The following is an 18,379-nucleotide window of genomic DNA, read 5'->3' as shown; positions in this document are numbered from 1 at the left end:
CTTTTCGATATTGCCTCTATAAAGTTTTTATAAAGTTTTTTATCTCGTTCGTTAAATCTTTATAAAGCTTTGTAGTGCAGCGCTGACTTTAGTATTTGATCCCGTATATTCAACTCAACTTTAGTGATTGCGTGTTACCTGCAATAGGTATTTGATAAGGCGTATTGATGATAAATTGGAAAATCACCTTAAGACTACTCGCCTTTCCTATTATTTGGATGGGAGTGGTGCAACTAGTATTCGCAGCGCTTTCATTATTTATTTTTAAAGATCGCGTTATTAGTGCGTTTCTTATTTCTGGCGCAACGATGATCTCAGTCGCTTTAGTGCTACTTATCAATTTACGTAAAACAGATTATACCGGCGCAACATTCAGAGATGCACTCATTTACGCCACAGTAACGTGGATTATAGCCGGTGTGTTAGGCGCTATTCCCATTTTGGTTGTCACTGGCGTTAACTTTAGCGATGCAGTATTTGAGTCAATTAGCGCCTTAACTACCACTGGTGCAACCGTGCTATCAGGGCTCGATAACATGCCTGCTAGCTTTTTATTGTATCGACAATTTTTACAATGGATGGGCGGTTTAGGCATAGTAATTTTTGTAGTGGCTATTTTACCTATGCTGAATATTGGTGGCATGAAATTATTAAAAGCAGAAACCCCAGGCCCCATTAAAGACGAAAAATTAACTCCGCGCGTTGCCAGTACCGCGCATTATTTATGGGGTGTTTACTTTGCAATCACGCTACTTTGTATTTTAGCCTATTACGCTGGCGGAATGAGTTTATACGATGCGATTGCACATGCCTTTACCACAGTTTCAACTGGGGGGTTTTCAACGCATGATGCCAGTATGTGGTATTACCGCAGCCATTTACTGCTGTGGATAGCTAATGTCTTTATGCTTGCAGGTGCGATTAACTTTGCCTTGCACTTCAAAGTGGCGCACAAAAGAGCCATTACTAGTTATTATCACGATGAAGAAACACGTTATTTTATTTATATCGTCGTGTTTTTATCAGTTCTTTTAACCACCATGTTGCTGCTTAAAGACAGCTACTCAAATGTACTTGAAGCATTTAGTTTCTCCACATTTCATATTATTTCTTTTATTACCAGCACCGGTTATGGCGCAGCAGGCTTTACTGACTGGCCAGCTGAGGCTGGGTTTTTGCTGGTTATTACTGGCTATCTTGGTGGTTGCGCAGGTTCAACCGCTGGCGGAAATAAAATAATTCGTAACATTATTATTGGCAGAATGATTAATAACAATATTAAACAGCTACTTCATCCAAGAGCGATATTTACACTTAAATATCAAGGTTCGCCCGTTAAAGAAGATGTACGCCATGCAATTATGGCATTTATGACCTTTGCTGTTGGTACAAGCTTACTGTTTACAATGTTACTTATGGCAACGGGTCTTGATTTTTGGAGTGCATTTACTGCGGTAGCTGCTTGCGTCAATGTACTTGGCCCTGGGTTTGGTGAAGTTGGCGCTAACTTTCAACCCGTTTCAGATACCGGTATTTGGATACTCTCGGTCGCTATGATCGTGGGCCGGTTAGAATATTTTACTGTTTTTGCACTTTTTACTCATAGCTTTTGGAAAAAATAACGAGGAATAATATGGCACATTTTACAGTGATTGGTTTAGGTCGCTTCGGCATTGCAGCAAGTCTTGAGTTAATTCATTTAGGACACACAGTGACTGGCGTAGATAGTAACCCAAAACTCGCCGAAAAGTATGTTGAGCATTTATCTGAAACCGTCGTTTGCGACTCCACCGATGAAGCCGCACTTAAAGAGCTTGATTTAGCGAGTAGTCAGGCTGTTTTAGTGGCGATAGGGGAAGATATGCAATCGAGCATTCTGTGCACGCTTGCATTAAAAAACTTAGCTGTTGAGCAAATATGGGTAAAAGCGAGTACTAAAGCCCATCACACTATTATCTCTAAATTAGGTGTAACACGCATTATTCACCCTGAGGAAGAAATGGGGGTGCGCGTTGCACAAGCGCTTAATTACCCGATAGTGAACGACTATATTTCATTAGGCAATGGCTTATACGTTGTTGAAGTAAGTATAAAAGCTCACCTACATAAAACAAAACTAGGGCATCTACTCAGAGAAATAAAAGGCACTGTAGACCCTCTATTGGTAAAGCGCGCCAAGCAAACGTTTGTCAAACTTGATGACGACTTTGAGTTACATACCCACGACACCTTACTGCTATCAGGTAGCCGAGTCGAATTAAACTATCTAGCTCCAAGGCTCTTATAATCATGGTTTTATGGCACCCTCTCAAAACGCCTATTGAGCGCAAAGTCAGTGGGCATAAAAAAATCAATGCGGCTCCGCCTCTTATTTTATGTTGCAGTTTTTTAATATTAATAACGCTAGGGGCATTGGCATTAAAACTGCCTTTTGCAACCTATGAGCCTATTTCATGGATACAAAGTGCGTTTACGGCAACCTCTGCGGTGACTGTAACTGGACTGGTTGTAGTGGATACCGGTTCAGTGTTTACCCCTTTTGGACAAGGCGTTATTGCGTTATTAATTCAACTGGGTGGTCTGGGGTTAATGACCTTTGCGATTGTAACTTTAATGGCACTAGGTAATAAAGTTGGCTTTATTCAAAAAACAGTCACCAAAGCTGCTTTTAATCAAACAGATACATCTACGTTGGTCAATACCGCTAAGTCTGTTTTGCTGTTTGCACTAATCGTAGAATCTATAGGCGTTGTTATTTTAACGCTGTATTGGCTACCTGAAATGGGTTTACAGAAAAGCTTTTTTCATGCTCTTTTTTATACCATTAGCGCTTTCAACAATGCAGGGTTTGCATTGAGTCCTAACAGCTTAATGCAGTATGTTGAAGACCCCGTTGTGAATTTAACTATTACCGGTTTGTTTATTATTGGTGGGCTTGGCTTTACCGTATTAATGGATTTATATAAATCAAAGCGTTGGGCAAAGCTCAGTCCCTACAGTAAATTAATGTTGATCAGCACAGTTATTATTAACGTTATTGCATTATTGCTTATTTACGCGATTGAATACGATAATCCAAAAACACTGCAACCACTGTCTGAAGTAGGTAAATGGTTAGCTGCTTGGTTTCAAGCTGTCACTCCCCGTACTGCGGGATTCAATACCATTGCTATTGAAGAATTAAAAAATGCCAGCACCGCTTTAACTATGATGCTTATGTTTATTGGTGGCGGCTCTTTAAGTACCGCAAGTGGCATTAAAGTCGTTACGTTTATCGTTTTAATTTTAGCAACCTATAGCTACCTAAGACGTGACAAAGGCGTCACTGTGTTACGCCGAGAAATAGACAAAGAATCTGTGTATAAAGCATTAGCTTTAACCATTATTTCAGCAGGAGTCACTTGGTTAGCTATTTTTACCTTACTGGTCGTCGAAGATGCGCCTTTTTTAGATGTTGCTTTTGAAGCGGTATCTGCACTGGGGACGGTAGGGCTTTCACGTGGTTTAACATCCTCGCTATCACCACTGGGAGAGTTTATTATTATGTTTTTAATGTTCATGGGCAGAATAGGTCCGCTCACTATCGCCTATTTTTTAGCAAGTCCACGCACTAAAAAGCTCAGATACCCAAGCGCGCAACTCTCTATTGGCTAACAAACATTCACGCGGGTTAATCAGCCCGCGTTTTAAATACCCGCTAGCTCCCGCTCAGTAATACACTCACCCGATGCCATTTCAAATTCTCGACACGTTAATGGGCGATTTTCGTAAATAGTACACATGAGGGTATTTCTATCAAGTGCTTCGCACCAGCCATCATCGCCGCGCTTCATGACCTCACTGCCCCATTTGTCGTAATCAATATATCGAAAAGGAACACCGGTATCAGTGACAATACGCACTTCTAATTGGCAGCAACACGCTTGGCAGTTAGCGCAAGTGACTGGTTGGGTATTGATATTTTCAACAGCAATGATTGAGTTTGGCATACAGACTTTTGATAAATGATATACAAGCTATAGGATACACGAGCGAGGCAAGGGTGACAGTAAAATAACGTCAGATATTAAACATCGTTATATTGTAATTAACTAATCACTAAAAAAGCGTGCTGATTAACCAGCACGCTTATTTAAGATTAAAAATTGAAAACCACTTTAACGTTATCCGATACAGCTGATGAAGAGACAAAGCCAATGGTGTCAGGGTTAGCTGCGACCATTTTGATTACTTCACTGTCATTTTCTAACTCTTTAGGTGGTGTGCCCTTTCCTGTGAAAATTAGTTTTGACCAATATGCTTTTAACTGAGAAGACGTTTTATTAAGTAATTTACTATTAAATTGCTCGGTTGCAGCACTACTTGGTTCTTGAGATATTGGAATGATCTTATTGCCATTGCTAAATGACTTTTCTTTTCCTGTATAAATTCGGCTGATAACAGACTCATCAAAGCTACTTTCATTTGAAGGATGCACGATAATAGCAAAATCTGCATAGGCGAAGTTCGTAAACAGGAATATTACACTTAATATTAATTTTTTCATTTTACTTCTCCTTAAAATACAACATCGACACCAAGCGTGATAGCTTTACTATCACCGGCCACAGCTAAATCAAACGAGTCATCTTTGACTCTATCGTATTGCACTTTAAATGCAGCTGACGGATGAAAGTCCCACCTCACACCAACAGCAAATGTATTATGCTGCTCTGTATCACCTTCACCTTCTTGTTCGAAGTCTGAAAACATGACATAAGGTGTAATAGAGTCAAAACGATAGCCCGCACTGATCATATAAGTGTCGAGATTACCATCTAAGTCTAAGCGGTTAAGCTCACTTAAAACGAAAAAATCACCAAAATCAAGATTTGCAGCTAAACCATAAAATTTACCATCTCTGCTATCTTTGCCGTCCCACAAAACCGGTTCACCCGCACGAAAACGCTTGTTGGTGTATTGCATGTGGGTCACTCTTAGTTCGAGCCAGTCACGATTTAGTAACAGTACGCCGCCTAACATATCTTCCCAAATTTCTCTTGTTGGCTCTTGAAAGAAGAAGTCTGATAATAGCTTGTTATCGTCATCGTCCTCTTTACCGGTATAAATATTCGCAGACACTCCCCAGTCACCTATAGAACCTGAGTAGAGTAAATTAACTCCCTCGTAGTTAAATACTTGCCATGTATAGTTATCTGCAGGGGCTCGCATCCATACATATGCATAACCTACATCGAAAAAGTCTGAGTAGTAAAATAGTGGTAAACGCTTCTTACCTGCTTGAATAGTCCAATTATCATTAATATCGTAAGAAATATAAGCCCATTCAAAGTTTGCCTCAAAGTCGTTGACTCCTCTGGCAACTAGCTGACCTGTTACAGAAAGACCTTCACCCAAATCGCCTGATACCTGTAATCCAATCAAAGACTCTGGCGAAAAGGATAAATCTTCAGTGTATGCACTAACATTTGGATAGTCCGCAAGAAATGTTGGTTCAACGCCATATTGCGGGACACCTGTACCGCTCAGTACCTTACCTGCATTAATACTTGCAAAACCCGAAATATTAATTTCAGCATAACTACTTGCTGATATAAATGCTCCCAATAGTATAATTTTTTGCAGTTTCATTGATCACCTCATTATTATAATGGCTGTCATAGCCAAATTGAGTATAGTAAAGCAAGAAAAAGAAACAAAAAATTAACACTCTTTTATTTTTATACTGATTTCTAATATTATTTAGCAATCGACCTTGATAGCAATGTCCCTTTAATTTCGCTGTAGCGCTGTTGCTCGCACAGTGCAAAACCACTTAGTTGACGTACTTTATTACGCGCAAACAGTGGCACGCTCATTCCCGCTAAAAACCGGCATTGGGTTTCAATACCTACATTGTGTACACCTTTAGTTGCCATGTGCGCTAAAAACTCATCGACCTTTTGATAAATAAGCGCTGTATCAATCGTTGCAGGGGGAATTGAATATTCAAGCTTAACTGAATGCCCACGACACACCGAGCAATGTCCACACTGCTGTGGCGCATTCGCATCATCAAAGTAACGGGCTAAGTTATAGCTTAAGCAAGATTGCAGCTCAAAAAAGCGTACTAAAGCAGCAATCCGTTTTATTTCCGCTTGCTCTTTATCAGTAAAATAATCGTGTAACTGCTGGGCAAGTGCAGGATTATTAATCACCTCGCTATGCACTTTGTACACGTGAGTAATACGTTTGGTTTCAAGGGTGATAAGGTTTTTTTCAGCCAAATAGTCAAGCGCGGCTACCACACGTTTACGGTCAACCTGCGCGGCTTGCGTTAGGGAGTCAAAATTAAGTGTGCCCCATATTTTTTTAAAGTCGGTATGACTAAATATTTGTGTTAAAAAAGCTTGGCGCTGCTCATCAAACTGGCTAAGTAACTCATTTTTATCAACCAAAAATTTATACTTAAAATCGGCATAATAAGCATACTGCGGGGTTATTGCGCCTTGCATTTCAAGCTGTACCAGCAAGGTTTTAAGGGCAAGTTGGCGAATATTACTCTCGCTTGAAAGGCTATATTCTTGCATTTCCCATTGCTGTTGAGCTTGCCGAATATCGTTAATAACATATTCAATACCGCTGAGCTCTGGAGTATCGCCGTAAATAAAGTTTTCTACTGTATTTAAGCCATCTAAATTAGCCAGGGTATAACAATTTGATGGGTTGCCGTCACGCCCTGCGCGGCCAATTTCTTGGCTGTAGTTTTCTATTGATTTAGGTAAATCGTAGTGAATTACAAAGCGTATGTCTGATTTATCAACCCCCATACCAAAGGCAATGGTAGCAACCACTACATTTATTTTGCCTGCCATAAAATCGTCTTGAATTTGCCCGCGTAGGGTATCTTCAAGCCCTGCATGATACGCCACTGCTTGCAGGCCCTGCGCGCTTAACATATTGGCCACTTGCTCAGCACTTTGCTGCAGCGTGACATACACAATACCGGGGCCGGTTTGCGCACGGACAATTTTAGTAAGCTCATTGTTTTTATCCGCCGTTTTAACACTCAGCACATTTAAATCTAAATTAGCGCGATAAAACCCCGTTTGCACAATACATTGTGGCTCAATAGCAAAGCGCTCGGCCATATCGCGTTTTACTTTTTTAGTGGCGGTAGCGGTTAATAGTAGCACTAACGGAATATTTAGCTCTTCACGGTAACGAGGTAATTTTAAGTAATCGGGTCTAAAGTTATGCCCCCATTCAGATATACAATGCGCTTCGTCAACAACCAACATAGAAAGCGCCACTTGGCTTATAAACTCCCTAAAGCGTTCGTTTTTAAAGCGCTCAACCGACACCATTAACACTTTAACTTTACCACTTCGTACGTCGTTCATTACAGTGCTACTTTGCATTTGGTCTTGGTTTGAGTCGAGGCTGGCGGCATAGATTCCTTTGCTATTTAAAAAGCTAATTTGATCTTTCATCAAGGCCAATAACGGCGATACCACCAGCGTTAAATGCGGTAAATGTAACGCAGTGAGTTGATAGCACAACGACTTACCCGATCCTGTAGGAAATATTGCCAGTGATGATTGGCCATTTAGCAGCTGCTCTATGGTTTGTTGTTGCCCTGCTCTAAACTGATTAAAACCAAAATGTTGCTCAAGAGACTGAACTAGCGAGGTACTCATAAAAGCGTCCTTTTTATGTCGGTGCCCATAAATGCTGTAAATGCGCAGTAGATGAAATATTTGCATATCAGTATACATCAAATGACGTGATTTATTGCTGACATATCCTTTAATTAGGCGCACACTATAGCCCCATAAAAACGTGCTTTGCCAAAATAATTTTTTGATACCCAAGTCATTTTAAAAATCAACGTACAGAAATTGCTTCGGTATATTATTTTTAAGGGCATAGTCATGGATATAACCATACCAAAAATCGTCATCATCGGCGGTGGCGCTGGTGGGCTGGAGCTAGCAACTCAATTAGGGCACAAATTAGGAAAGAAAAAACACGCAAATATATTACTCATCGATAAAAATCGCACTCATATATGGAAACCGTTATTGCACGAGGTTGCAACTGGCTCTATTGATGCCGATTTAGATGGGGTTGTTTACTCCGCGCATGCTGCCAAACACCACTATAACTTTCAACTTGGTACCTTTTGCAACCTCGATAACAACAATAAAACCATCACCTTAAGCCCTCTATATGACGAGTTAGGGCATCAAATTTTACCTAAACGCACCGTTCACTATGATCATTTAGTTATTGCTATTGGCAGTGTGAGTAACGACTTTAATACGCCAGGCATTAAAGAGCATTGTTTTTACCTAGATTCAAATCAACAAGCAGAGCGCTTTCAACACGCGCTGCTGGATAACTTTACTCGCCTTCATCAAGACGATGACCCATTACACTCATTAAACATCGCCATTGTTGGCGGTGGAGCAACTGGGGTTGAGCTCTCGGCTGAGCTGTATCATGTTTCTGATTTACTAAAAATATACGGTTTAACCAATATGTCGGCTAAGCGTTTACATATTCATCTGATTGAAGCGGGCCCCAGGATTCTTCCGGCGCTGTCTGAGCGAATTGCCAGTTCGGCCAAGCGTGAGTTATTAAGATTAGGCGTCACCGTTCGGGAAAATACCCAAGTTAAACAAGCAACCGAACATGGCTTTATCACCAATGATGATGAGCAAATAAATGCGGATATTATGGTGTGGGCGGCGGGCGTAAAAGCACCTGACTTTATTAAAGAGCTGGGTATTTTTGAGCTGACTCGTAATAACCAAATAAAAGTAAACGAGTACTTACAAAGCAACCTTGACCCACAAATATATGTGCTCGGTGATTGCTGCGCGTTTACGCAAGATGATGGTACGCAAGTGCCGCCACGCGCACAATCGGCACATCAAATGGCACAATGCGTTGAAAAAAACTTAATCGCCACATTACGTGAGCAGCCCCTTAAAAAATTCGAGTATAATGACCATGGCTCACTGGTTAATTTATCGCGCTACAGCACAGTAGGCAGCTTAATGGGTAACCTAACCAGTAATAGCTTTTTTATTGAAGGTAAAATTGCCCGCTTTATGTATATTTCATTATATAGAATGCATCAGCGCGCTATTCATGGCAGTGCCAAAACCTTTGCTTTGTGGATCAGCGAAAAAGTGCTGCGTGTTGTGCGTCCTAAAATGAAGCTGCACTAGCCAAAATTAAAGACAGTGGTAATTTAAGTTACCACTGTCTTTAATTTTTAATATTAGCTATATAAAGTACACAAAAATTTTAAGGAAACAGGCTATGTCGGATAAAACGCTTATTTTTAATTTTGATGGTACCGGCAGTGAACCCCGAGACGCAGATCAGTTTAGTACAGAGCATTTTAAAGAAGACGCCAGTATTTCTAATATTTTAAAACTACACTTATTGCTCGGTGGTAAACTTGATGATTCTCCCACCACCCCATTTTCCAAACAGTTAAGTTTTTATTACCAAGGCATAGGCACTAAAGGTAGTCGTTTAAAACGAATTTTAAATCAAGCACTCGCCCCACGTTCAGACGATGTAGCCAGCATTTTAAATCAAGCTATTAATGATTTTAAACAGCATTACCAAAGCGGCGATACCCTCCTACTTACCGGCTTTAGCAGAGGCGCTGCATTAGCGCGGCGATTTGCAAAGTACTTAGAGCCACTCATACATGAAAAGGTGTATTTATGTGTGTTTGATACAGTGGCCTCGATTGGCATGTCAAAGGTGAGTAAAGCCACTTGGGGTGCAGAGCATGTTATTTTTGAAAATCACACCATTGCCAGTAATGTCTCTGAGGCGCTGCACTGTGTAGCGCTTGATGAAAAACGTCGCGCCTTTGAACCGACGTTAATGAACCAGCAAGCTAACATTACCGAGCTGTGGTTTGCAGGAGCCCATTCCGATGTGGGAGGCGGCTACTATCGCGATGGACTTGCCGATATTTGCTTGCGTTATGCACTTGAGTGGCTTATTGCTCAGCCACTGTCAGTTTCATTGCTAACCAGTCATGACATCGATTACGAAAACCTTTTACCTGAGAGTAACTTAGTTGCCCAAGACGATGTGACTGTTATTCCCGATCCACTGGCGTTAAGTCATCAGCAAAATTACTTTTGGCTAAACCCATTTTTTAAACTTGTTGATAGGCAGTGCTGTGTATTAATTGACGATGAAATCAGCCACGTCGCCCCATTAATACATCACAGTGTTGCACAGCGAATTAATAAACTAACCAGCTATCGCCCCGAATCGTTAAAAAACTTACATTATAAAATGATTTACAGCGACGACAGCACGTTAAACTTTATGGGACTCAGTGCCCATATAATGCTAGCCAACCAAAATATGAGTTTACTTAGCATAAACCAAAGCCAAGATGTGATGGTATATGCCAGTGAAGCCTACAACGCCACCGGCTTAATGCTTGCCCAAGGTGCGACCTACCGTTTTACACCTTATCCTAATCAATATTGGTATGACGATGGTATAAAGTGCTCTCCTTCTGGGTGGCATCGCGATAACGTGCAACTCGGCGTTAAAGAAATCCCCATGGCATTACTTGAGCCATTTAGACGTTTAGCTACAGCGCAGTGGTTTAGTTTAATCGGCACGATTGGTCAAAGCGATGAACATGCCTTTGAAATTGCCGAAGGCGTTGAAATAACCATTAAAAAATCAGGAGAATTTTGCCCATTCGCTAATGATTTAAGTCGTTTTTATGGTGCGAATGCCGGTAGGATAAAACTTAAAGTAACGCGATTAAGCTGATAATCAGTGCACTTTATACTGCAAAGTGCACTGAGCTAGGGATAGCTGGTGGAGGTTATTGCTTTTTCATTTTATGGCCTTTCACGGCATAAAATAATATGAATAGATAACAAGGTAACAACACCGAGTAGCCTGTTTGTAACGAGGTAAAGCCACTCAGTAGCCCCCATAAAACGGGACCAAATGCACCTCCGGCAATCCCCATGATTAAAAGCGCAGAACCAGTACTAGTAAGTTTACCCAATCCTGATAATGCTAGTGGGAACACCGCAGGCCAAACAATCGCGTTTGCTAAGCCTAAAAAGGCAATCAGCAGTAAAACATCAGGCAAATTAGCGCCGCCTAAAGGCACCAATAGCGCATTGGCAATAACAAACGACTGTGCATCAAGCAGTAAAATACATAATGTAATAACAATCCCTAATACAGCCGATGCGGTTAAAGCGCTCTGCTGAGAAATAAATTTAGGGATAAGTAAAATACCTAAAATATAACCAAACACCATAAACATCATAGTGTATGAAGTCATTACCCCATATTTTTCGACTCCCAGCGATAGTGCAAAAGTACCTATGGTATCGCCTGCAATAACCTCAACCGCCACGTACAAGAATATCGCAATAGCGCCTAACACTAAGTTTGGATGAGATAGTGTTTCACGAATTTCACCCTTATCGTTTATTGCGTCAACTTCATCATTAATAAGTTCAGGTAGCGGCGACTTTTTAACCGCAAAAGCTAATAAACCAATAAATATGGCCATGCCTAAGTAAGGTAAAATAAGGCCGTTGGCCATATCATCAACTTGCTCTTGGCTAAGCTCTGTGCCTACCGTACCGGTAAAGTTGCTTAAAATTAAGGCCGTAAATACCATCGGAGAAATAACCCCTGCGCCTTTATTTAAAATACCCATAATACTAATACGCACAGCAGCCGACTCTTCTGGCCCTAAACGCACTACGTACGGGTTAACCGCAGTTTGTAATAGAGTTTGACCTGCCCCCATCACCAACTGGGCTAATAAAAACAGAGGAAAAAACTGTGACATAGCAGCAGGAATGAACAGTAAACCCGCTAACATCATACACCCCATGCCAAGCGCCATCCCGTTCTTATAGCCAACTTTTTTAATTAACACGGCCGAGGGAAGCGCAGTAAAGGTGACGGCAATATAAAAGGAAAATAAAATTAACGACCCTTGAAACGGAGTTAACTGTAAAATTTGACTTAAATACGGCATTAATGAGCCATTTAGCCAAGTAGCAAAGCCCAGTATAAAAAATAATACCGCAACAATGGCCATAGGGACCACGCTACTATTTTTGGACGTATCCATAACATTGGTTGTCATGTTATTTTCCTTTATTTATATTTATTATGTTGTTAACAAACCTGAGCGCCGCCAATCCACGTGCTAATGACTTGTTGTTGTGTGTTTAATTGTACAAAATCTGCTGGACTGCCCGGTATTAATCGCCCGTGTGTGGCGGGCAACTGTAAATACTGAGCAGGATATAAACTTGCCATATTAAGCGCTTGCGCTAATGGCTGCTTTAAATGGGTTACTGTATTTCTTACTGCGGTTGCCATATCAAGCGCAGATCCTGCCAGTTCACCCGTAGTAGAGGTGAGCTTACCATTATCTAAGGTGACGGTACGGTCAAAAAAAGCAAATTCGGTGTCATTCGTACCCACTGGTGGCATCGCATCAGTGACTAAAAAAACACGACCCATTGGCTTTGCTTTTAACGCAAGCTGACATGCAGCGTAATCAACATGATGCCCATCAACAATTAGGCCGCAATAGGTGTCATCGTTTAATAATGCACAGCCTACAACACCTGGCTCACGCCCCTGTAATGGCGACATAGCATTATATAAATGCGTAAATCCGGTTGCGCCAGCATCAACCGCGCGCTGAGCTTGAGCAAAGCTTGCATTGGTATGACCTAAACAAACGTGTATGCCTACCTCACGCATTTTAGCGATATCACTTGGCAGAACATTTTCAGGTGCAACTGTTACCACCACTTTACCTAAATCTTGGCGAGATAATACCTGCCATTCTTGTTCAGAAATAGGGCGAATATAATCAGCGCTATGAGCGCCTTTTTTTGCAACAGATAAGTGCGGGCCTTCAAAGTGAATACCAATAATACCGGGAGTCTGCAAAGCAATAGCATCAGCAATGACATCGGCTGCTTGGTGCATCACTTCAACCGTGTCAGTAATTAAAGTCGGCAACATGGCAGTTGTGCCATACTTGGCATGTGCCAGCAGCATTTGTTTAACCCCAGCAACACTGCTAGTACGATTAAACAATACACCACCGCCACCATTTACTTGCACGTCAATAAAGCCTGGCGCAACTAACCCCGTTAGGTGCTCATCTGCCTGTTGCACGTTATCATCTATTGCCGTAATAATACCCGCATCAATGCTCAACACTTTGTCGTTAACAAATTGCTCGCCATCAAATAGTTCTGCTACATGAATACGTTTTACTGACATTTATAATGTCCTTGTTACTTTTTTAAGCCCCTTAGGCTCATCAGGATTAAAACCACGGCTTAACGCTACTTTTGCCACATCAAGATAAAAACGCTGCAATACTAAAAATGGCGCTAATCGAGGGTGTACGTTAATACCGTTTTGATTAAGGCTAATCACGTGTGCACCGCGTTTTTTAACCTCAGCAATTTGCTGCTGATGTGACTCTTTAGTTTCATCATCAACCGAGCAATCTAAAATCACTAACCCTTGCTCAACTAAGGTTACCGGACCATGTAAAAATTCTGCACTACTGAATGACTCAGCATGAATAGCACACACTTCTTTAAGCTTAAGTGCCATTTCTTTTGAGATAGAAAACCCTAAACCACGGGCTAATACCACCATATTCTTAATGTTTGCAAACTCAGTAGGTTGTAACTGAGTTGGCGAGTCTATCATTGCATCAAGCGCGCTAGGCAGCTCTTTAAGCCCTTGTAATAATGACTCATTTTGCGTCCAATTAGCAACAATATGCACCAGGGCTGATAACGTTGCTAGGTAACTTTTTGTTGCCGCCACCGAAATTTCATCACCGGCTTTAAGGGGTACAAAATCATCTACTATGTCTTGCAATGGTGACGCTTCATCGTTAACCAGTGCAATACAATAAGCGCCCGCCTCTTTCGCCATTTTTGCTTGAGCGAGAATATCTGGGCTGCGTCCTGATTGAGAAATTACAATCACCACAGCGCCTTCAAGCTTTAATGTTTTACTATATACACTCGCCACTGATGGCGCTGCTGAACTGACCGGTACACCTGCTTCAATTTCAATTAAGTACTTACCAAAAACGCCAGCATGATCTGATGAACCGCGACCAATCATCATCACCACCTTAGGGGCCATATCGCGAAGCTTATGACCAATTTTTTCCACTAAAGGTTGGTTGGCAATAATTTGCTTTTCAATAACATTTGGCGTTTGCGCCGCTTCTTTTTCCATTAGGGTGTTAAACATCATAACTCCTGGCTGCTGTAATTAACGTGCTGTTGTTTAGCGTAAAGTACAGACCCCATTTCTGGTGACGATAATGGGGCTGATAAAATAGCTTGAATGTCTGGATCTAACCATGTTGTCATCACGGCTGATAAGCCACCAATAAACGAAAGCCTTGGTGGGTTTTTATCTAATAGTTGACGTGCAATATCGCTTAAGTACGCGCCACCTTCTTTTAAAATGGCAATCGCAATGGCATCGTTTGCTTGTGCTGATTGAAAAACACAACCTGCAAGTTGCGCAAAAAAGGCGGCTGGTTTATTCGCAATCACTTCAACTAGTTGCATTGCATCACGCACTTCTAAATACTTCATAATCAAATTAGTAAGCGCACCACTTGGGATTAACTTGTCTAGGCTTAACAACACCTGCTGACAAGCAGTAAAGCCTATCCATGCACCGCTGCCTTTATCACCGTGTGGGAAACCATGACCACCAATCATAAACGATTGACCATTAACGTATGAAAATCCACACGAGCCAGTACCTGCAATCATCACTGCGCCATCACTACCTTGATGAGCGCCCATACAAGCAATGAGTAAATCAGTCGTTAAATGCATAGTTTTAAATGGGTGTTGCCACTGGGTCATTTGATTATGCAAACTTGGTAAGTTAACTCCCGCCAGGCCAACCCCTGCGATTAATGCAGATAAAGACGTCTCTTTGAGTCCTGCATCTTGCAAGGCTAAACGCGCTGATTGCTCAATGGAATGCGTTGCTTGGCTAAATCCATGTAACGGGTTACCAGGGCCTGCCACACCGGTGCCTACTATTTCATTACAGCTATTGACGATAATTGCTTTACATTTAGTGCCACCGCCATCGATCCCCACAAAGAGTTCATTGTTATTAATATTGTTGGTGATCATTATTGCCTCTTAATTTGTTCGACCGTTTTGCAAAACACTGAAAATAAAACCGGACTGTCATACTGTATGAATCTTATACTAGCACAAATGACAGCGTTGTCATTACTTTTATTTACAAATAAATAACTTCTTTCATCTTCAATAATTTAAAGGAAAACGCACCTTAGCGGTGCGTTACTTTGAGCTTTCTGCTTACACGACTTGCTGATGGAGTCTTAGAGCGAATCCATACATCTTGTGTTACTTTGACGGGTTGTTTATAGGTTTGCCATTGGCCGCTTCCTTGTTTGTATTCAATTACCAAACCAGGGTAGGCAATATTGGCGTACAACATGCCGTTCTCAATTTTTGCGCCCGCATTTGCAAGACGATAATGCACATCAGCCATTTCTAGCTTAGGAAATTCTTTTAATCCCATTGTGGCTGCAAAAGTCTGCCATTGCTGATCGCGCTGCTGTTTTAATGCTGAGCTAAAGCGATTTGTTTGTTGGCTATAAACAAAGCCATTGTGATCATACGGAACCGCCCAATCTGCCTTATGCCATGCTCTTTGTGCCAACGATAATAACCGTGGGAAGAGCTTATATTCGGCCATATTATTGGTGCGCGTATTTTCACTCCATAACTGCCCTTGAATACCAATAAAGCGTTTATCTTTTGCCAAAGGCGCTGATACTACCTTGCCTTGCTCATCATGCTTTAACGTGTCATCAGCTACATAAGGATTATCTTCTCTATCGAGCCAAAATTCAGCATGAATAGGTAAATTATCTGGCATAAACTGAAATATTTTTTCGGTATTTATATGCCTTGAAGCCCAGTAATAGCCGTGCTCTTGTGGGTCTGCTTCATACGGAAAGTCAAAATACAGCACATCTGGCGACGAGAGCACCACTTGCCAATTTCTATTAGCAAATTCATGGGCACGTTGATGGCCGTTCCACATTAATAAATCCCAGCTATTACCTTGTACAACCTCTGGCATATTCTCTGGATTAGTATGCGATAAACCATCGCTCCATGCAGCGGTTTCAATATTCATATCAGCCAACATATTCGCAATACGTTCAATAAAATAGCTGCCCAGCTGACTCGCTTCAGTAATTTCTAACTTATTTTGTTTAATAAAATCAGCACAAGCTGGTGAGTCAACCCACGCTCCGGCGGTTTCATCGGCGCCTATGTGATAACGGGTTAACGGATGCTGTGCATCACTGTGTATGCCTTTTACCTGTTCCATTACTTCACGAATAAACGCATACGATGAGTCTAAACACACATTAATTGTATTGTCGTTATAGTGCTGTACCGACGAATACACGGTTGTATCAAGCGGATCATAAAGTAAAAACTGCTCGGCTTTTTGTTTATCGCCTTGTTTTATGTATTTATTATAACGCGCTTGCATGGCTTTAATTGCAGCGCGAGAATGCCCTGGCATATCAAGTGATGGGATCACTTGAATATGACGCGCACTCGCCGCTTTGAGTATTTCTTGATAATCAGCCACCGAATAATAGCCATTTGCTGCACTTGAAGTATCAAGCCCTGCGCCCAACTGTGGCATTAAACATTGTTGCTCGCTTTGATCAAAACAACGCTTCGCCCCTATATCCGTAAGTTCAGGAAGTGATGGGATTTCTATACGCCAACCTTCATCATCACCTAAATGTAAATGCAGCTTATTAAGTTTATAAGCCGCCATTTGATCAAGCAGCTTTAAAATAAAGTCTTTGTCGCGAAAGTTACGCGCAACATCCACCAACACCCCTCTAAACTGATAATGCGGTGCATCAATTACCTCTCCCACAGGTAACATATTACTGTTAACCTGATACAAACTCGCTAAGCTTTGCAAAGCATAAAAAATGCCCGTTTCATCAGCGGCATTAATCACAATTTCATCAGCTTTAATCGCTAACTTATAGCTGCCTTCAAATTCATCATTTTTAGTTACTGTATTAAGTGTGACCTTAATGGCCGCTGCATCATCGCTTATATTAATACCTAGTAGTGCTAACCTTTGTGTTGCGGCAGATAAGTGTGTTTTATCTATTCCTGAGTAGTTAATATTAAGCCCTTGGCTTATATCTAGCGTTTGAGTTTGGCTAAATTCGCTAAAACGTGGGGTCGGAATAATTTGTTGAGCAATCACATTGCTCACTTGATTTTGCGACGTTAAATAAGCAGAAAAGTCATATTTTTCATTGCGCTCAAACAAGCGCTCAGCGCTAAGCCACTGCGTTTTATCATTCGCGGTACGCTTAAACTGACGTTCATAATCGGTGTAAGGCATAACATGTGGCAACACCTCTAACCCTGTCTCTGGGTCAATTTTAGGTTTTGTGCTTTCAATCACTTTAGCGGTGTCATTATTATTAACAACTATATAATTAGGAATTGCGTCGCTTTGCGATAATGACCAAAAATGCGCATAAAAAGTAATCGTTTTAGTCTCACCCGCTTTAAAGCCAGTAAACCCGTCTTTAAGCTCAATGACATGAATGTCGCCATTAACGCGTTTAATAGTAAATTCATCGCTAATCGCCGTTTGAATAGGTGTAATTTGACTAAAGTAAATTTTCCATTGGTCAACGTTAATCGCCGAGTTGGCGGTTAAATGTAAATACGCTTTAAAACAGTGACCGTTTTCAATATCTGGATCGCACTGTGCTGATGGACGGTTATCAACCTGCTGATATTTTATTTGTAAGGTTTTAGCAAGTAACTCTACGGCGCTATCGTTTGCAGGGCTTAGCTGAACCGATACCGTATTTTGTTCATCAACATTGCCCTGACACGCACTCAAACCCAGTGCTAAGCAGCATGCTGTCAGTAATGATTTAATCTTCATTCGCTACTTTCCCTCTATTGTTATTAACTTAGTCACTCAAGTATCTCTTTCAGATACTTAAATTAATCCCACTTTTAAATCAATCACTATTCACATCTAGCAATTGCTACCTTAGCGCGCACAATCCGCTACCTTAGGGTTTAAATAATAATTAACAGCGCGCACCAACTTATGACAACGCTGTCATCAAATTGTTAATGTATCCTTTTTTTTCTTTTATAGCTACACAGAAGTGCAAAAAAGATACAAAAAATTTACATATATGTGCTTAACATTCTTTTAAACTATTGTA

General features: G+C 41.1%; 14 protein-coding genes. 5 read left to right on the top strand and 9 right to left on the bottom strand.

Features of this window, described 5'->3' with window-relative positions; all coding sequences use genetic code 11:
* Positions 1-167 precede the first annotated feature (167 nt).
* The 3 genes from A9479_RS10065 to A9479_RS10055 are packed head-to-tail and all read left to right on the top strand — an operon-like array spanning position 168 to position 3,654.
* Positions 168-1,622: a TrkH family potassium uptake protein gene (locus tag A9479_RS10065; protein WP_064663341.1), complete on the top strand. Its 1,455-nt coding sequence runs from the start codon at positions 168-170 to the stop codon at positions 1,620-1,622.
* An 11-nt stretch (positions 1,623-1,633) separates the two neighbouring features.
* Positions 1,634-2,287: a TrkA family potassium uptake protein gene (locus A9479_RS10060; protein ID WP_016899132.1), complete on the top strand. Its 654-nt coding sequence runs from the start codon at positions 1,634-1,636 to the stop codon at positions 2,285-2,287.
* A gap of 2 nt (positions 2,288-2,289) precedes the next feature.
* A complete protein-coding gene (locus A9479_RS10055; RefSeq protein ID WP_016899131.1) occupies positions 2,290-3,654 on the top strand; it encodes a TrkH family potassium uptake protein in 1,365 nt (454 codons plus the stop codon).
* Between the two features lie 32 nt (positions 3,655-3,686).
* On the opposite strand, the gene A9479_RS10050 is transcribed toward A9479_RS10055, so the two are convergent.
* The 4 genes from A9479_RS10050 to A9479_RS10035 form a co-directional block, all read right to left on the bottom strand.
* Positions 3,687-3,989 carry a YkgJ family cysteine cluster protein gene (locus A9479_RS10050; RefSeq protein ID WP_013462899.1) on the bottom strand — a complete coding sequence of 101 codons (303 nt, stop codon included), beginning with the start codon at positions 3,987-3,989 and terminating at the stop codon, positions 3,687-3,689.
* A 149-nt stretch (positions 3,990-4,138) separates the two neighbouring features.
* On the bottom strand, positions 4,139-4,546 hold the full coding sequence (locus A9479_RS10045) for a substrate-binding domain-containing protein (RefSeq protein ID WP_013462898.1): 408 nt from the start codon (positions 4,544-4,546) through the stop codon (positions 4,139-4,141).
* Between the two features lie 11 nt (positions 4,547-4,557).
* Positions 4,558-5,631 (bottom strand): porin, encoded by a 1,074-nt coding sequence (locus A9479_RS10040; RefSeq protein ID WP_013462897.1) that lies wholly within the window; start codon positions 5,629-5,631, stop codon positions 4,558-4,560.
* A gap of 107 nt (positions 5,632-5,738) precedes the next feature.
* Positions 5,739-7,679 carry an ATP-dependent DNA helicase RecQ gene (locus A9479_RS10035; RefSeq protein ID WP_064663340.1) on the bottom strand — a complete coding sequence of 647 codons (1,941 nt, stop codon included), beginning with the start codon at positions 7,677-7,679 and terminating at the stop codon, positions 5,739-5,741.
* Positions 7,680-7,913: 234 nt separating this feature from the next.
* Between A9479_RS10035 and A9479_RS10030 the strand changes: the two genes are divergently transcribed.
* Both A9479_RS10030 and A9479_RS10025 read left to right on the top strand, forming a co-directional pair.
* Positions 7,914-9,218, top strand: coding sequence for an NAD(P)/FAD-dependent oxidoreductase (locus A9479_RS10030; protein ID WP_016899130.1), 1,305 nt, complete (start codon positions 7,914-7,916; stop codon positions 9,216-9,218).
* A gap of 94 nt (positions 9,219-9,312) precedes the next feature.
* Positions 9,313-10,812, top strand: a complete 1,500-nt coding sequence (locus A9479_RS10025; RefSeq protein ID WP_064663339.1) for a DUF2235 domain-containing protein — start codon at positions 9,313-9,315, stop codon at positions 10,810-10,812.
* A gap of 55 nt (positions 10,813-10,867) precedes the next feature.
* On the opposite strand, the gene nagP is transcribed toward A9479_RS10025, so the two are convergent.
* From nagP to A9479_RS10000, 5 genes are all read right to left on the bottom strand, one after another.
* Positions 10,868-12,163, bottom strand: a complete 1,296-nt coding sequence (gene nagP / locus A9479_RS10020) for an N-acetylglucosamine MFS transporter NagP (RefSeq protein WP_016899128.1) — start codon at positions 12,161-12,163, stop codon at positions 10,868-10,870.
* Between the two features lie 32 nt (positions 12,164-12,195).
* Complete coding sequence (gene nagA, locus A9479_RS10015; protein ID WP_028834293.1) at positions 12,196-13,323, bottom strand: N-acetylglucosamine-6-phosphate deacetylase; 1,128 nt, start codon at positions 13,321-13,323, stop codon at positions 12,196-12,198.
* Positions 13,324-14,322 (bottom strand): glucosamine-6-phosphate deaminase NagB-II, encoded by a 999-nt coding sequence (gene nagB-II / locus A9479_RS10010; RefSeq protein ID WP_064663338.1) that lies wholly within the window; start codon positions 14,320-14,322, stop codon positions 13,324-13,326.
* On the bottom strand, positions 14,322-15,233 hold the full coding sequence (nagK, locus tag A9479_RS10005; protein ID WP_064663337.1) for an N-acetylglucosamine kinase: 912 nt from the start codon (positions 15,231-15,233) through the stop codon (positions 14,322-14,324). Before nagK ends, nagB-II begins: the two co-directional genes overlap by 1 nt.
* Before the next feature lie 163 nt (positions 15,234-15,396).
* Positions 15,397-18,087, bottom strand: coding sequence for a family 20 glycosylhydrolase (locus tag A9479_RS10000; RefSeq protein WP_064663336.1), 2,691 nt, complete (start codon positions 18,085-18,087; stop codon positions 15,397-15,399).
* Between the last annotated feature and the right edge of the window lie 292 nt (positions 18,088-18,379).

This window comes from Pseudoalteromonas sp. MQS005 (genome assembly GCF_001661605.1).
Classification (GTDB): Bacteria; Pseudomonadota; Gammaproteobacteria; order Enterobacterales; family Alteromonadaceae; genus Pseudoalteromonas; species Pseudoalteromonas tetraodonis.
Note: the sequence above shows the minus strand (reverse complement) of the source record. Positions and strands in the feature narration are given on the sequence as shown.

Bases quoted from the DNA above. Each gene is read 5' to 3' on its own strand.
- A9479_RS10065 (WP_064663341.1), top strand. From the start codon at position 168: ATGATAAATTGGAAAATCACCTTAAGACTACTCGCCTTTCCTATTATT.
- A9479_RS10060 (WP_016899132.1), top strand. From the start codon at position 1,634: ATGGCACATTTTACAGTGATTGGTTTAGGTCGCTTCGGCATTGCAGCA.
- A9479_RS10055 (WP_016899131.1), top strand. From the start codon at position 2,290: ATGGTTTTATGGCACCCTCTCAAAACGCCTATTGAGCGCAAAGTCAGT.
- A9479_RS10050 (WP_013462899.1), bottom strand. From the start codon at position 3,989: ATGCCAAACTCAATCATTGCTGTTGAAAATATCAATACCCAACCAGTC.
- A9479_RS10045 (WP_013462898.1), bottom strand. From the start codon at position 4,546: ATGAAAAAATTAATATTAAGTGTAATATTCCTGTTTACGAACTTCGCC.
- A9479_RS10040 (WP_013462897.1), bottom strand. From the start codon at position 5,631: ATGAAACTGCAAAAAATTATACTATTGGGAGCATTTATATCAGCAAGT.
- A9479_RS10035 (WP_064663340.1), bottom strand. From the start codon at position 7,679: ATGAGTACCTCGCTAGTTCAGTCTCTTGAGCAACATTTTGGTTTTAAT.
- A9479_RS10030 (WP_016899130.1), top strand. From the start codon at position 7,914: ATGGATATAACCATACCAAAAATCGTCATCATCGGCGGTGGCGCTGGT.
- A9479_RS10025 (WP_064663339.1), top strand. From the start codon at position 9,313: ATGTCGGATAAAACGCTTATTTTTAATTTTGATGGTACCGGCAGTGAA.
- nagP (WP_016899128.1), bottom strand. From the start codon at position 12,163: ATGACAACCAATGTTATGGATACGTCCAAAAATAGTAGCGTGGTCCCT.
- nagA (WP_028834293.1), bottom strand. From the start codon at position 13,323: ATGTCAGTAAAACGTATTCATGTAGCAGAACTATTTGATGGCGAGCAA.
- nagB-II (WP_064663338.1), bottom strand. From the start codon at position 14,322: ATGTTTAACACCCTAATGGAAAAAGAAGCGGCGCAAACGCCAAATGTT.
- nagK (WP_064663337.1), bottom strand. From the start codon at position 15,233: ATGATCACCAACAATATTAATAACAATGAACTCTTTGTGGGGATCGAT.
- A9479_RS10000 (WP_064663336.1), bottom strand. From the start codon at position 18,087: ATGAAGATTAAATCATTACTGACAGCATGCTGCTTAGCACTGGGTTTG.